Source organism: Anabaena sp. 90, assembly GCF_000312705.1.
Lineage (GTDB): Bacteria > Cyanobacteriota > Cyanobacteriia > Cyanobacteriales > Nostocaceae > Dolichospermum > Dolichospermum lemmermannii.
The window spans coordinates 69,846-84,266 of the sequence record NC_019439.1 but is presented as its reverse complement, the minus strand read 5'-3'; the positions used below and the strand labels follow the sequence as shown (position 1 = coordinate 84,266).

The 14,421-nt window shown below is 35.1% G+C and carries 18 protein-coding genes; 6 read left to right on the top strand and 12 right to left on the bottom strand.

Annotated features, from left to right (window positions below; genetic code table 11):
- Nucleotides 1-16: 16 nt before the first annotated feature.
- Entirely contained in the window at nt 17-1,468 is a 1,452-nt protein-coding gene (locus tag ANA_RS19220; RefSeq protein ID WP_015083089.1) for an MFS transporter, read from the top strand.
- 253 nt (nt 1,469-1,721) lie between these two features.
- Here ANA_RS19220 and ANA_RS19215 read toward each other — a convergent pair whose 3' ends face one another.
- The 10 genes from ANA_RS19215 to acnB all read right to left on the bottom strand — a co-directional run bounded on the left by ANA_RS19215 (nt 1,722) and on the right by acnB (nt 10,124).
- Complete coding sequence (locus tag ANA_RS19215) at nt 1,722-2,123, bottom strand: endonuclease domain-containing protein (RefSeq protein WP_015083088.1); 402 nt, start codon at nt 2,121-2,123, stop codon at nt 1,722-1,724.
- A 158-nt stretch (nt 2,124-2,281) separates the two neighbouring features.
- On the bottom strand, nt 2,282-3,241 hold the full coding sequence (locus tag ANA_RS19210) for a restriction endonuclease (RefSeq protein WP_015083087.1): 960 nt from the start codon (nt 3,239-3,241) through the stop codon (nt 2,282-2,284).
- 343 nt (nt 3,242-3,584) lie between these two features.
- Complete coding sequence (locus ANA_RS19205; RefSeq protein WP_015083086.1) at nt 3,585-3,926, bottom strand: XisI protein; 342 nt, start codon at nt 3,924-3,926, stop codon at nt 3,585-3,587.
- Nucleotides 3,914-4,243 (bottom strand): element excision factor XisH family protein, encoded by a 330-nt coding sequence (locus ANA_RS19200; RefSeq protein WP_371260429.1) that lies wholly within the window; start codon nt 4,241-4,243, stop codon nt 3,914-3,916. Before ANA_RS19200 ends, ANA_RS19205 begins: the two co-directional genes overlap by 13 nt.
- Nucleotides 4,244-4,350: 107 nt before the next feature.
- Complete coding sequence (locus tag ANA_RS19195; RefSeq protein WP_015083084.1) at nt 4,351-4,617, bottom strand: type II toxin-antitoxin system HicB family antitoxin; 267 nt, start codon at nt 4,615-4,617, stop codon at nt 4,351-4,353.
- A gap of 10 nt (nt 4,618-4,627) precedes the next feature.
- Complete coding sequence (locus ANA_RS19190) at nt 4,628-4,831, bottom strand: hypothetical protein (RefSeq protein WP_015083083.1); 204 nt, start codon at nt 4,829-4,831, stop codon at nt 4,628-4,630.
- 35 nt (nt 4,832-4,866) lie between these two features.
- Nucleotides 4,867-5,115, bottom strand: coding sequence for a hypothetical protein (locus tag ANA_RS19185; protein ID WP_015083082.1), 249 nt, complete (start codon nt 5,113-5,115; stop codon nt 4,867-4,869).
- Between the two features lie 21 nt (nt 5,116-5,136).
- Nucleotides 5,137-6,216 carry an MAE_28990/MAE_18760 family HEPN-like nuclease gene (locus ANA_RS27855; RefSeq protein WP_015083081.1) on the bottom strand — a complete coding sequence of 360 codons (1,080 nt, stop codon included), beginning with the start codon at nt 6,214-6,216 and terminating at the stop codon, nt 5,137-5,139.
- Entirely contained in the window at nt 6,213-7,307 is a 1,095-nt protein-coding gene (locus ANA_RS19175; protein WP_015083080.1) for a DUF262 domain-containing protein, read from the bottom strand. Before ANA_RS19175 ends, ANA_RS27855 begins: the two co-directional genes overlap by 4 nt.
- Nucleotides 7,308-7,493: 186 nt before the next feature.
- Nucleotides 7,494-10,124: a bifunctional aconitate hydratase 2/2-methylisocitrate dehydratase gene (gene acnB / locus ANA_RS19170; protein ID WP_015083079.1), complete on the bottom strand. Its 2,631-nt coding sequence runs from the start codon at nt 10,122-10,124 to the stop codon at nt 7,494-7,496.
- Nucleotides 10,125-10,271: 147 nt separating this feature from the next.
- Here acnB and ANA_RS19165 point away from each other — a divergent pair, with 147 nt between their 5' ends.
- From ANA_RS19165 to ANA_RS28335, 4 genes are all read left to right on the top strand, one after another.
- Nucleotides 10,272-10,688, top strand: a complete 417-nt coding sequence (locus ANA_RS19165) for an element excision factor XisH family protein (RefSeq protein ID WP_015083078.1) — start codon at nt 10,272-10,274, stop codon at nt 10,686-10,688.
- The gene (locus ANA_RS19160; protein ID WP_015083077.1) at nt 10,676-11,020 is read left to right on the top strand and encodes a XisI protein; all 345 of its coding nucleotides are present in this window, start codon (nt 10,676-10,678) and stop codon (nt 11,018-11,020) included. Before ANA_RS19165 ends, ANA_RS19160 begins: the two co-directional genes overlap by 13 nt.
- A gap of 60 nt (nt 11,021-11,080) precedes the next feature.
- Nucleotides 11,081-11,833: an HNH endonuclease gene (locus ANA_RS19155; RefSeq protein ID WP_015083076.1), complete on the top strand. Its 753-nt coding sequence runs from the start codon at nt 11,081-11,083 to the stop codon at nt 11,831-11,833.
- A gap of 150 nt (nt 11,834-11,983) precedes the next feature.
- The gene (locus ANA_RS28335) at nt 11,984-12,109 is read left to right on the top strand and encodes a hypothetical protein (RefSeq protein WP_371260424.1); all 126 of its coding nucleotides are present in this window, start codon (nt 11,984-11,986) and stop codon (nt 12,107-12,109) included.
- Nucleotides 12,110-12,392: 283 nt separating this feature from the next.
- Here ANA_RS28335 and galE read toward each other — a convergent pair whose 3' ends face one another.
- Nucleotides 12,393-13,391 (bottom strand): UDP-glucose 4-epimerase GalE, encoded by a 999-nt coding sequence (gene galE / locus ANA_RS19150; RefSeq protein WP_015083074.1) that lies wholly within the window; start codon nt 13,389-13,391, stop codon nt 12,393-12,395.
- Between the two features lie 497 nt (nt 13,392-13,888).
- Here galE and ANA_RS19145 point away from each other — a divergent pair, with 497 nt between their 5' ends.
- Entirely contained in the window at nt 13,889-14,077 is a 189-nt protein-coding gene (locus ANA_RS19145) for a CPXCG motif-containing cysteine-rich protein (protein ID WP_015083073.1), read from the top strand.
- Between the two features lie 50 nt (nt 14,078-14,127).
- Here the strand turns inward: ANA_RS19145 and ANA_RS19140 are convergent, their stop codons facing one another.
- Nucleotides 14,128-14,397, bottom strand: coding sequence for a cation transporting ATPase C-terminal domain-containing protein (locus ANA_RS19140; protein ID WP_041458565.1), 270 nt, complete (start codon nt 14,395-14,397; stop codon nt 14,128-14,130).
- Nucleotides 14,398-14,421 lie beyond the last annotated feature (24 nt).

The following is a 14,421-nucleotide window of genomic DNA, read 5'->3' as shown; positions in this document are numbered from 1 at the left end:
AATAAGGGTGTAATTTATGGTTAAGGATAATGGTGATAATAACGATTTTCCTAAGTCGCTAACAAGTGAAAAATTAGATTTTAAAACTAAATTAGCTTATGGTGCGGGAGATTTGGGACCAGCGATTACTGCAAATATTGCTGTATTTTACATGATGGTTTTCTTTACCAATGTGGCAGGAATTCCAGCGGGTTTGGCAGGTAGTATTTTGATGATTGGCAAAATTTGGGATGGTATCAATGATCCTATGGTGGGAATGTTGACTGATAAAACCCAATCCCGGCGCTGGGGTCGTCGTCTACCTTGGCTTTTATATGGGGCAATTCCTTTTGGATTTTTCTTTTTCTTGCAGTGGATTGTCCCCCAATTTACTGCTGACAAAAGTAGTAATATTTGGTGTTTATTTTGGTATTATGTAGTAATTGGGATTATATCTCAGGCATTTTATACTGTTGTGAATTTGCCTTATACAGCCATGACTCCTGAGTTAACTCAAGATTACGATGAACGAACTAGTTTGAATAGTTTTCGGTTTACGTTTTCCATTGGTGGCAGTATTTTATCGTTGATTTTATCAAAAATTATTTTCTCACAAATTAGCGATCGCCAACAACAATATTTAGTCTTAGCGGCTGTGTGTACCGTAATTTCGGTTTTATCTTTGTATTGGTGCGTTTATGGGGTGCGCGATCGCATTTTAGCTTTTGAAGCTAAACGGATTTCTTTGCCACAAGAAGCAGAAATTCCCTTTTTTGAACAGTTGAAAATTGTCTTTAGTAATAAACCTTTTCTTTTTGTTATTGCTATTTATCTTTTTTCTTGGTTAGGTGTGCAAATCACAGCCAGCATTATTCCCTATTTTGTTGTTAACTGTATGAAACTTAAAGAGGGAGATGTCCCCACAGTCATGATTGCAGTTCAGGGAACGGCTTTATTTATGTTATTTATTTGGAGTTATTTAAGTAAAAAGATTGGCAAAAAAATCGTTTATTTCTTAGGAATGAGTTCCTGGATTATTGCGGCTGCTGGATTATTTTTCTTACAGCCTCATCAAGTTGGTTTAATGTATGTTATGGCTGTAATGGCAGGTGTGGGAGTTTCTACAGCTTATCTAATTCCCTGGTCAATGATCCCTGATGTGATTGAATTAGATGAATTGCAAACTGGACAACGACGGGAAGGTATTTTCTATGGTTTCATGGTTTTATTACAAAAATTTGGTTTAGCTTTCGGGCTGTTTTTGGTCGGTAATACCTTACAAGCTTATGGTTTTAAAGAAGCGGTTGCTGGACAAAGTTCTTTACCTGTACAACCTGAATCTGCACTTTTAGCCATTCGTATCGCTGTTGGACCAATACCAACTGTTTGTTTAATTGCCGGGTTAGTTTTAGTCTACTTCTATCCCATTACCCGCGAAATGCACGCGGAAATCATGTTAAAACTGCAAGTACAACGGCAGAGGACATAAACCCGAATTTCTCACCAATACTCATAAACCAAAAATGTCTCTTTTTGTTCTATACTTTGGAATAATTGCATTTGAGAAGCAATTTCTTTAAAGGTAGTTGGGTGATTTATTTGATATTGGTTAATGGATTAAGTCTATTTTTACAATTATATCAAATAGTAAAGCGATATTGACCTCTCCCCCAACCCCTCTCCTACAAGGAGAGGGGAGCAAGATTTCTCCCCCTTCCCTCGTAGGGAAGGGGGCTGGGGGGTTAGGTCTTTTCACAACAAATTTGATAAATTTGCATCAAAACTTGATCAATTTTCTCTGTTATTTCTTCATTTTTAAATCTCAATAAACGCAAACCTCTAGCTGATAAAATTTTATCTCTTTCTAGATCATATTCTATTTGTTGTTCATGAATTTTTCCATCTACTTCTATGACTAAACTAGCAGCATGACAATAAAAATCTACTATAAAACCATCTATAATTTGTTGCCGGCGAAAATGTAAACCATGCAAGCGATTGGCGCGAAGATGTTCCCACAGAATTTTTTCTGCTGGTGTCATTTGACGACGCATTTCTTTGGCGCGTTCGAGTTTTATGGGTTCTATTTTTTGTCCAATGACTATGTTATGAAGTCCGTCTTTTTTCGGTGGTTGGTTGTTCATTTGTGGGGTGTGTTTTTATATCGTGTTTGACCTCTCCCCCAGCCCCTCTCCTACGAGGAGAGGGGAGCAAGATTTCTCCCCCTTCCCTTGCAGGGAAGGGGGTTGGGGGGTTAGGTCGGTTTGGGATGTTGGAGGAATGCGATTATTCTTTTCAAGAATTACGGAGTATAAAAAGGGTTTTTATCAATGATAGCTGCATGAATTTTCTGTTTTAGCAAGGTAGTTAAATCACGTTCTTGCTCTAGAAGTAAAACAATTTCTTCGAGCTTGCAAAGAACTACTACAGTGCGCTGTAGAGATTCTTTACAAGATATAATTGCCGCATCAGTATAATTAGAATTAGATATAAAAATTCCACGAGCATGACCTCTGTTAAAAACTCTTACTAAATGTTGTGAAACATCACCTGGACCTAAAGGTTTACTCCACCACTTCATTTCCACTAGATATAATTCACCATCAATTTCTGCAACACCATCAATTTGTTCAATGATACCTTCACTGGAATTTCCTTTTACAGTAATATCTTCTCGAAGAAGAATTCCATTAGCTTTAAATAGACGATTTAAGACACCTTCAAGAGCCTTTCCTCTTTTCCAATTATCTGTTTCACGAAACAACAATTTTAGATCCTTGTTAATAGCGGATAATTCCTGCCTTTGCTTCTCCATTTGTTTGACTTTTTCTTCTTGTTCTGATATGCGTTTTTTTCTCTCCTGCTCTAGCTCTTTTTTTATCTGTGTGAAGGAATCCTTAACATTTACAACCCGCCTAACTTCAGATACTAAACCTTTTGCTTTCAATTGATCATCTGGCCAACAAGTATAAAAAGTTTCAAATTCAGTAACTTGTTTTACAATTTCTCTTCTTGCTTCTAATCCTAAATCTCCCATTTCATTTAGACGAGTTAATATCGTTCTAACAATTTGGTACTTTGATATGCTGTCCTTATTCATCTTAACGATATCAGCAATATCTTTAGTTATGCTGGGATTAACACCAGCCCCTTGAAAAAATATGATTAGGTCCTCTTTTGAACGAAATAGCAATGGAATGGTATTAATAAGAAGATTTAAGAATTCAGGTGGGTAGTGAAATATCTTGGAATCTATTGTCATAGTATGGATTGAAATAATTAGTGACTTTCTTAAATTTTTCTCTATAGAAAATCAGACATCCTAAGAGAATTACTTTAGAAACAAGTATTTAATATAGATATTAGCACAAAGGTATAATCTTTTCAGATCTTACAGAAATACAGCACTGTACCAATAATCTGATTAAGAAAAATTAGTAACCTGTTTAGCCTTTTCGATCATAAACAAGGAAGCTGTCACTGATTGGGGGTTTTCAAAAAATTGTATTAGGCTTACAACGCATAAACATCAGAATGTTTAAAATTAAGGTGAGTCCACAAAAGACCCACCTTAATCTAAATTATACCAACAAAGTTTTTCTCTATTAAGCAATAGCAAACTCAGTTAATTTACGAGTTTCTGGATCATGAAAAGCCAAAACAATATCCTCTTTGGGTACACCTTCCCTCAATAATTCTGTTGCAATTCCTTCCTCAGTCCAATCTTCTTCAATGTAAATCTTCTCATTCTTAATGCGAATATGGACAGAAATTCCCTTAATTCTTTCCTCAGTTGTCCAACCAACTTGAAACCATAAATATTGATCTCTTTGCTCATCAAAAGCTAAGAGCATTTCTATATTATCAGGAGATGCAGAGGAAAAAAGTTGATGATATTCTGTTAAGATTTTTTTGATTAAAAAACGGTAATTTTCTAACTTATCCATTTGGTAATAACCTCCTTATCTGTATCTACAATGATTAATTTAAGTTGGTTTTCATCAACAACAACTTGGATAGTTTCATCAAAATTAGCTTTATAAACAAGTTGACCAAGTGCTAAGTAAATCTGATGGTCTGGTGCTGTTCTTTTAAGATAATTACGGTAAATGATATACTGACCTACAGCCCTTTCTAAATCATAAATAAATGATGGATTTAGAAAACTTTTAACTTCTATCACTATTTTCTCATCACCTCTTTGAGCAGATAATGGACGTTCAGCACCTAGATCAGCAACAAGTCTTAATTTTCTATAAATTATATAATAAGGATCAGCCGTAATTGTCCAACCATCCTTAATTAAAGCATTTTTGACCTGCTTTTTCTAATAACTTAATTAATTCCTTGGGTCTTAAAGAAGGTATATTTTTAGGCATAAACCTTCCTCAATTCATAGATTTCTGATTGTTTTTCTTTTTCCTCAACTAATAAAAATTCATGTAATTCATCTATAGAAATAGGAGATTTATAAATATTATCTTCTGATTCATAAACATCTTCAAAAGATTCTATTGCTTCCTTTAATTTATTAACTGCATCTTCTTGAGTATCTCCCTGTCCAACAATCCCATTTTCTAAACACAAACCCACCCAATAACCGGAACTTTGTCTGAGAACAACTGTGTAAAAGTTCATTTTTGTTTACCTATGGATTATGTATAAGCATTTTCTTAACATCAGCTAAAGATACGGAAAGACTATCTTTCTCTTCTTCCTTAGCATCCCGTAAATCTCTTAAATCTTCCAAATCTTCTAACAATTCCGTAATCTTCAAAAATTCCTCATAAGGTAAAACAGCAAATTGCTTTTGACCATGTTTTGTTAAAAATTCAGGATGTAATTCTATCATTTTTGCACCTCTTTATATTTATAAGATTTTCTCCATTAATCATCTGCTAAAGTTTCCAACTCATCAGAAATCAAATTTTGCCAATCTTCATCACAATGGGAATGCAAATGAATAGAAGCTACCAGCAATTCTGAGAGAATTTTACCCTTTTGGCGATCGCTTAACTCAGAAAGTTGTAATTGATTAACCAGAGAAATCACATTCTGGCATTCTTCCTGTAATTCCATTAGTAACTGATTAAGCGTTGAGTTTTCACTGCTAATTTTTTGTTTCGCGAGTTTCATTAATAGTTTCACGATAATTAACTAATTTATCCATTGTACAATTTCCTCTTTTTCTGTATTAATAATAACCAAAGCAAGTTGATTTAATTGAACTACAGTTTTAATTGATTTCCTTTGAAAAAAAGTCTCATAAATTTCATCTTTTACAGCTAAATAAATTTCTTGGGATTCATTTTGAGATAGTTGAATCAAATTACGATATAAAATATATTGTCCTAAAGCATTCTGAAAATCTTTGATGAGTGAAGAACTGATAAAACTTGTGATCTCAACAATAATTTTACGTTGTTTTTGGTTTTCTGAAATTATCTTTTCTATAGCTAAATCTGGATAAAGTTCAACGTCTTCATATTCCAGAGGACAAGTATCTATTGTAATTGTCCAACCGTCTTTAATTAAAGCATTTTTAACCGGATTCTTTTTTAAATATTTTTCATTAGATAGATAACTCTCTATATTTTCTAATATTCCCCTTAAATAACAAATAACTCTTTTTTGAATTTCCAATAGCTCATCAGAAGTAGCATCTCTACCAACTTTCTCAAAAGACTTAAAACCATGTGTTAAGTCTTTTCTATGATCTTTAATTCGTTGTAAATCCTTACCATTTCCAGTTTTTCTAGCATTAGTCTTATATGAAAATCCATACATTTCGGCTATATCTTTGATTCTTTGTCCATCAATATTTCCTGAAAATAATCTATCTCTATTAAAAGTAGCTGATATGATATCAACCGAAATATTTTGAACTGTAACTAAAATATCTTTAGTAGATTTATTATCTTTATCTTTTAGATTATCAATAACAATCTTTTTAATTTCGTCTCTTACATCATCGAAAGAAATATTTTTAGTTTTTAATTCATCAAATATTGTTTCAATTGCATTACGCATTGTAGATTCAACTAGATTATATAGTAACAAAAATCCTGTTGCTTTAAGAGTTTTTTCTAAATCATTGTTTATCGGTTTGATTTTTGTATTGTTTGTATTACCCATACTTAATTGAATTGAACCTTGCTCTAAATTTTTCAATAATATAAAATATCGTCTTACTTCTTGAGCGCGTTTATCAAAATCTTCAAATAATGTACTTCTCATGAATTACCTAAAAGCTGATCACGAACATAATAAATACGATTAATTACTTTGTTTTTAGAACTACTCGCATTAGAATTGGTATAATCTTTAAATTCTTTAGAGTTTAAAAACTCAATTAAATTGGGAACTATATCTGGATTTATTCTTAACGCTAAAGCAATACCTACAGTAATTGATTCAAACTTAATTCTAGTTGTAGGTTCATAGGATTTTTTTATTTTGATATAGGTATGTAAAGCATCAGAAAAATACTTTTGAACAAAATTTAACATTAAATAAAATTCATTTTTAGCTGCATTAATATCTAATGTTTCAGACTTATTCTCTTGCTCTAAATAATCATCCAAAAATTTATGAATATCACTTTTCCTAGGATAATTTTCATAATTATTCAGAAATGCAAAAAACCGGAGAACAAATTCTTGGGGATCTCTCTTATTTATCTGAGTTGGAGTAAAAGAACATAAATCTCGAAATTGTTGATATTTTGATAACTCTTCGATTATATCCAAAAACTTTCCTGGTCGAGATCCTCTGCGTTTCTCCATTTCATTCAATTGAACACTACCAGTATTAAGTCTCTCAAAAATATCCCTTCTAATTTCTTCACCTGAATGTTCGGTTAATTGAATCATTCTCATGGTAGTTCTGTTAAAACGTCTTTGACGTGGTAGCGGTAAATCTTGAAAAGTAAACCCATTGAGGCTTTCTAATTTATTTAGATTTTGTAATCTAAGCTCATTGTTAATGAACTTAGCTAAAGTCCGAATACGTTGTGTACCATCTATAATTTCTAATCGTGCTAAATCTTCTGTACTTGATATATCCGCAACAAAAATATAAGGGATTGGTAAACCTAACATCACAGATTCAATGAATTTTGATTGTCTATCTTCATCCCAAGCTATTTCTCGTTGATAATCTGGAATAAACAATTCATTTTCATCTTCCTTCTCCCCATCTAAATATTTTTGCACAATTACTTCGATAGGATATTCTAAGGTGTTGTAGTCAACACGCTTTGTTTTGTCACGAATTTCCGCTTCAGCATTTTCTTTGCGTTGATCTGTAATTTCTAGTTGATTTACCATAGTTGACAATCTTTTTCGTTAACGTTTAAAATTAGAGATTTGTTGATTAAATGAGTTAGTATAACTACATTTTATCACTTTATCACTGAAATAGCTTAATTTAGATAGAGTAAAAAATCTTAACAATTAGATTAAATATAAACTTCTTAAAATCAAGGTGAGTCATCAAGACTCACCCCAATTACATTATACCAACAAAGCCTGTTCCTCCTTACTAATCACCCTCCCCTCATTCTCAAAACCAACAATTTGATCAAAGTTCAAATAGCGATACAAATCATCAGCAAAAGGATGAATTCTTTCAGCCACAATATCCAAATATTCCTGCACATTAGGAAGCCTTCCCAATAATGCACAAACCGCTGCTAATTCCGCCGAACCTAAATACACTTGAGCGCCTTTACCCATGCGATTATTGAAATTACGAGTCGAGGTAGAAAACACAGTTGTATTATCATCAACTCGCGCCTGATTTCCCATACATAAACTGCATCCGGGAATCTCAGTTCTCGCCTTTGCAGCCACGAAAACATCATAAACACCTTCCGCCTTTAATTGGTGTTCATCCATTCTTGTAGGAGGTGCAATCCACAACCGCGCTTTCACATCTCCTGCACCTTCTAAAACCTTCGCAGTTGCTCGATAATGCCCGATATTTGTCATACAAGAACCCACAAAAACTTCTTGTACAGGATCATTGGCAACTGCCGATAATAACTTAACATTATCTGGGTCATTGGGAGCAGCTACAATTGGTTCTGTGATTTGGCTTAAATCAATTTCAATTATTTCTGCATATTCGGCATCAGCGTCAGCAGATAATAATACTGGATGATCTAACCATTCTTGCATTTTTGCCACCCGGCGCATGATAGTTCTGGCATCACTATAACCCCGTGCTACCATATTAGTTAAAAGGGCAATATTGGAACGTAAATATTCCGCAATTGTTTCTTCGCTTAATTTAATTGTACAACCAGCACAAGAACGTTCTGCGGAAGCGTCAGTTAATTCAAAAGCTTGTTCAACTTTCAAATTTGGTAATCCTTCAATTTCCAAAATCTTGCCAGAGAAGATGTTTTTCTTGTTCTGCTTCTCGACAGTTAACAAACCTTTTTGCATGGCTACATAAGGAATGGCATTTACAACATCCCTCAGCGTTATTCCTGGTTGCAATTCTCCTGTAAATTTGACCAAAACTGATTCTGGCATATCCAAAGGCATGACACCCAATGCACCAGCAAACGCTACTAAACCCGAACCCGCAGGAAAGGATATACCCAAGGGGAAGCGAGTATGGGAATCTCCACCTGTTCCCACGGTGTCGGGTAATAACATCCGGTTTAGCCAGGAGTGAATGATACCATCACCAGGACGCAACGCCACACCACCACGGGAGGAGATAAAGTCGGGTAATTCTTGGTGGGTTTTAATATCCACAGGTTTGGGATATGCGGCTGTATGACAGAAACTTTGCATTACTAAGTCTGCACTGAAACCTAAACAAGCGAGTTCTTTCAATTCGTCTCTGGTCATTGGGCCTGTAGTGTCCTGAGAACCCACTGTAGTCATGATTGGTTCGCAAGATGTCCCCGGACGTACTCCAGGCAAACCAGCGGCTTTCCCGACCATTTTCTGCGCCAATGTGTAGCCTTTGCCGGTGTCCACTGGGGCTTGGGGACGGATAAATAATGTGCTGGGCGCTAAACCCAATGCTAGACGGGTTTTATCGGTGAGGGTACGCCCAATTAGGAGGGGAATGCGTCCACCTGCGCGAACTTCGTCTAAAATGGTGTCAGGTTTGAGGCTGAAGGTGGAAATTACTTCTCCTGCGGCGTTGAGAACAGTTCCTTTGTAGGGATAAATGGTAATTACGTCACCGGTTGCCATTTTGCTGACATCGCATTGAATGGGTAATGCACCGGCATCTTCGGCTGTGTTAAAAAAGATGGGAGCGATCGCACTTCCTAAAATATAACCTCCCGCCCGTTTGTTTGGCACAAAGGGAATATCATTGCCCAAATGCCATAATACAGAATTGATTGCAGACTTGCGCGAAGAACCTGTACCCACGACATCACCGACGTAAGCAACGGGAAATCCTTTTTTCTTCAACTCTGCAATGGTTTCTAAACTTCCTGGTTGACGAGTTTCTAACATCGCCAAAGCGTGTAAAGGAATATCTGGTCTGGTTGTAGCGTGGGTTGCTGGTGATAAGTCGTCAGTGTTGGTTTCTCCGGGAACTTTGAAAACGGTAACGGTGATAAATTCTGGTAATGTGGGACGCAACGTAAACCATTCTGCTTCTGCCCAGGAGTTTACCACCTGTTTGGCGTAGGGGTTGGTTTTGGACAATTCCAAAACATCATGGAAAGCATCATACACCAACATAATTTTGCTGAGAGCGTTGGCTGCATAAGCGGCGATTTGTTCTCTTCCTTCTCCTCCCATTACCAAGGGTGTTTCTGAAGAAGTTGATACAGAGGTGCTGGAAACTTGGAGTAAATCAATTAAGGATTGAACGTTGTAACCACCAATCATCGTTCCCAGTAATTCTACTGCGTCAACTGGTGAAACTAAAGGACTGGTAATTTCTCCTTTAGCAATCGCAGTCAGAAATCCAGCTTTTACATAAGCAGCTTGATCTACTCCAGGGGGAATGCGATCGCGTAATAAATTTAATAATAACTCTTCTTCGCCTGTGGGTGGATTTTTCAGTAATTCACACAATGCTGATGTTTGTTGTGCGTCTAATGGTAAAGGAGGAATACCCAATTGAGCGCGATCGGCAACCTGTTGACGATATTCTTGTAGCATGGTTTAGATTGTGATCCTGTAATGTCTTGCTTTCTTTATTTTATTGTAAGGGAATTGTTACAGGAGTTACTGGTAAACGAATTTGTCAGAAATAGACAGTTTATAGTTTATGATCAGATTATTAAAATTTTTCTGAATTTAATTTTTATGTCAGCTAGGGATACTTACCATGAAGCAATTAAAAATGCCTTGATTAAAGACAGTTGGATGATTATTCGTGATCCTTATACTATTAAATATGAGGAGATACAATTATTTGCTGATTTATTAGCTGATAGAACTTTAGAAATTGAACGCAATGGACAACAAATTATTGTAGAAATTAAAAGTTTTATTGGTCGTTCACCCATGCGTGAATTTGAAACAGCTTTAGGGCAATATATTATTTATCGTACCTTGTTAAAAGTTATTCTTCCTAAAGTAACAATTTATTTAGGGGTAAGTCGCAGTATTTATCAATCTTTTTTTCTGCAAAAAGCGATTTCGTTCATCATGGCAGAAAATGATTTAAAATTAATAGTTGTTGATTTGAATAAGGAGGAGATAGTACAATGGATAAATTAAACCAATATCGCAATGTGATCAAGAAAATTCTGAATGAATATGAGCAATTAGCATCACAAACGCCTAATCCTGATGGTGTTGATAGTATTCTAGCTTTTGATGAACAAAGAGATCAATATCTTTGGTTTCAAACAGGTTGGCATAATGATCACAAAGTTAGAGGTATTACTGTTTATGTCAGAATTAAAAATGAGAAAATTTACATTGAAGAAGATTGGACTGAGGAAGGTATTGCAACTGAGTTATTAAGGGAAGGTGTACCACAAGAGGATATTGTTTTAGCTTTTCATGATCCTGAAACTCGCAAGTTTACAGAGTTTGCAGTCGCTTAGGTTGAATATTTGGGAATAGTTAAACACAATATTTTTGATAATCAAAAGGAGTTGTGAATAATGAAAAAACCTGATAATTGGGATCGCCTGATAGATTCATTTAGTGATTGTAATTGTCCCTATGCTTATATAGTAGGTTATTATCTTTCAAGATTTGATAAAGATAGTTATCAGAGATTAGGACTTGGTAACAAAGGGGAAACACATCAGAAAATTGGCTCTATGCTTGAAATTTCATCTAATACACTTAAAAATTTTAGAGATGCTTTTGATCCTTATCATGAAAACAGTCGTAAAGGTTGGTGGCAAAGAGATTTATGGCGTGTTGAAAAAGAAATTTATGATGGATTTAAAGCATATCCTGAAGAAGAAATATATGATTTAGTTTGTAATATTTTAAATAATCCAAAACTAGATTTTGAATACTTTTTCGATTCTGTTAGTGTAATAGATGATATCCTATTATTTCCTGATGAAGTAAGAGAAACAGAAGAAACTCAAACCTTAAAAGAAGGGTTTATTCGTCAAGTAACAGTTAATGCTTATGAAAGAAGTAATCAAGCTCGAAAACAATGTATTGAATATTATGGCATAACTTGTTATGTTTGTGGGTTTAACTTTGAAAAAGTTTATGGTGAAATTGGTCAAGGTTTTATTCATGTTCATCATTTAATTCCTTTATCGGAAATTAATCAAGAATACGAAGTTGATCCAATTAAAGATTTACGTCCAGTATGTCCTAATTGTCATGGGATGATACATCGGAAAAATCCACCATATACTATAGAACAACTTAAAAATATACTTCAATAGCTGGGTGTTAGCTTACCGTAGGTATCGCTTAATCTTTCATCCTCAAAAATAACTCCATCCTGTAAATCCTTAAATCCTGGATATCCTGATTCTGACAATAAAAATTATGTTTTAGATCAAAATCAAAAACCAATTGCTGTACAAATTCCTATGACTGAATTTGAACAAATAGAGGAAATTTTAGAGAATTATGGACTAGCACAATTGATGCAAGAAGTAGAAACTGATGAAATTTTATCTAAGAGGGTGTTTGAAAAGTTTTTAATGTATAAATAAACCCCTCTCCAAACCTCTCCCCGACGCGGGGAGAGGCTTTGAAACACCCCTTCCCTACCAGGGAAGGGGGCTGGGGGGTTAGGTTCTTGGAAATTATTGGTTTCATCTAATACTTTTCAAACAACCTCTAAACATGAAGCTTTAAAATATTTAGAACTACTGAAAAATAACCATCTGGAAAGTTGAATCAACAAGAGCGGAAGCTCCCAGACTTCTCCTTTAATGATGTCAATAAGTGATGAATCAATCGTAGAAATCGGGGAGCTAATCCTTACACTAAAAATTATTTATGCCTTGTTTTATGCCATTGCCAAGCGTGAGAAACGATATCCTTAATACCTGGATATTGAGGTTGCCAATTCAAGATTTTTCTGGCTTTTTCACTTGTACCAATTAAGGCTGGAGGATCTCCAATCCGGCGATCGCATTCCTGCACTGATATTACCATACCTGTGACATCTTCTGCCGCAGCAATCACTTCTCGAACTGAAAAACCGTTACCATTTCCTAAGTTAAAAACTTCGCTTTCACCACCATTTAATAAATATTCTAACCCCAAAACATGGGCATCTGCTAAATCATTTACATGAATATAATCCCGAATACAAGTACCATCAGGAGTAGGATAATCAGTTCCGAAAATACTAATAGCTTCTCGTTTACCTAATGCTGTTTGTAATACTAAAGGGATTAAATGGGTTTCGGGATGATGATCTTCTCCTAATAATCCTTGGGGGTTAGCACCAGCAGCATTAAAATAGCGGAAACGCACTGATTTAAAATTGTATGCCACATCAAAATCAGTTAATATCCTTTCTACCATTAATTTAGTTGCCCCATAGGGATTAATAGGATTTTGGGGATGATCTTCTGTAATCGGAATAAAATTCGGTACACCATAGGTAGCACAGGTAGAAGAAAAGACAAAATTCTTAATAGAAGCTGCTAACATTGATTCTAATAGTGTCAGCGTTCCTAAAACATTGTTGCGGTAATATTTAGCCGGATCTGTTACAGATTCACCTACATAAGCATAGGCGGAAAAGTGCATAACTGCGGCAAAATTACGACTCTGAAAAAGATTATCTAATAAAAGGCGATCGCTTGTATCCCCTTCGATCAATTCTACCCGCAAAACCTGTTCTACCAAATCCCGATGTCCATACACCAAGTTATCAAGAATTACCACCTCATAACCGGCTTGCTTGAGGGCTAACACCGTATGAGAACCAATATATCCTGCTCCCCCCGTTACCAAAATACTAGGCTTTTCCGCTGACATAGTTTCTCCTTGATGGTTCTTTGATTATAGGACTTACGCAAGTGTCACACTAAAAATCTGTTGTAGGGTGCGTCAGATATACTCAAAACGGCTTGATTGTTTGATTCTAAACGTAGGGGTTTAGCTCTTGCTTTACCCCTACACATCTGGGTTCTTTGTCATTTGGCAAAAGTTTAAATCTCACCCGTGTTTAGTATATCAACAATCTGTTTATTCGCAGGATTTATGCAGTCGGACGCACCCTACCAATGTGCCAGTTGCGTAAGTCCTGTATGAATCTAATTTAGCCTAATATTATTTCCTTTTGAAGATGAAATTTATTCTTTGTTGTCCAGAAGTTGCATGAGTAGAGATTCTCCACGCTATAAAATTTATTTAGCACACCTTTACATAAAATTGGTATAATTTTAATGATTATAGAAAATAGCCAATTGACAATTTCATCATTTAATATTAAAGTGTGGGAGAATAAATGAATTATTAAATAGATATAAAAAATGCAAAATACATCAGAGTTTTATTGTGCTTATTGTGGAGAAGTAAACTTAACTTTTATTGATTTTAGTGCCGGAATGCAACAAAACTATATAGAAGATTGTCAAGTTTGTTGCCGTCCTAATATTTTGTATATCAGGATTGATGAAGACACACTAGATATTGAAATAGATACCGAATATGATGGTTAAATAATTCGGAACAGCCTCACAAAAAATGGCTCAAAAAAGAGAAATATTAGTTAAAACTTTACCCGACTGTAAAAAATACCTTTAACAATTTCCGCAGCCGTGACATAGAGGGCAACTATTGCCATTAAAATGAGGACAAAACTCAAAGGTAAGGCTTGAAAACCCAACACAGATGCTAAGGGAGTATAGGGAATAATCAATGTAATTATAGCGATCGCTATTGTTGCACCAAACAGGTATGGACTGGGTTTACTGTGGAAAATAGATTGACGAGTCCGAATTACTAAGACAATCATAGATGCAGAAATAACCGATTCCATAAACTTTCCAAAATTGGCACTAGT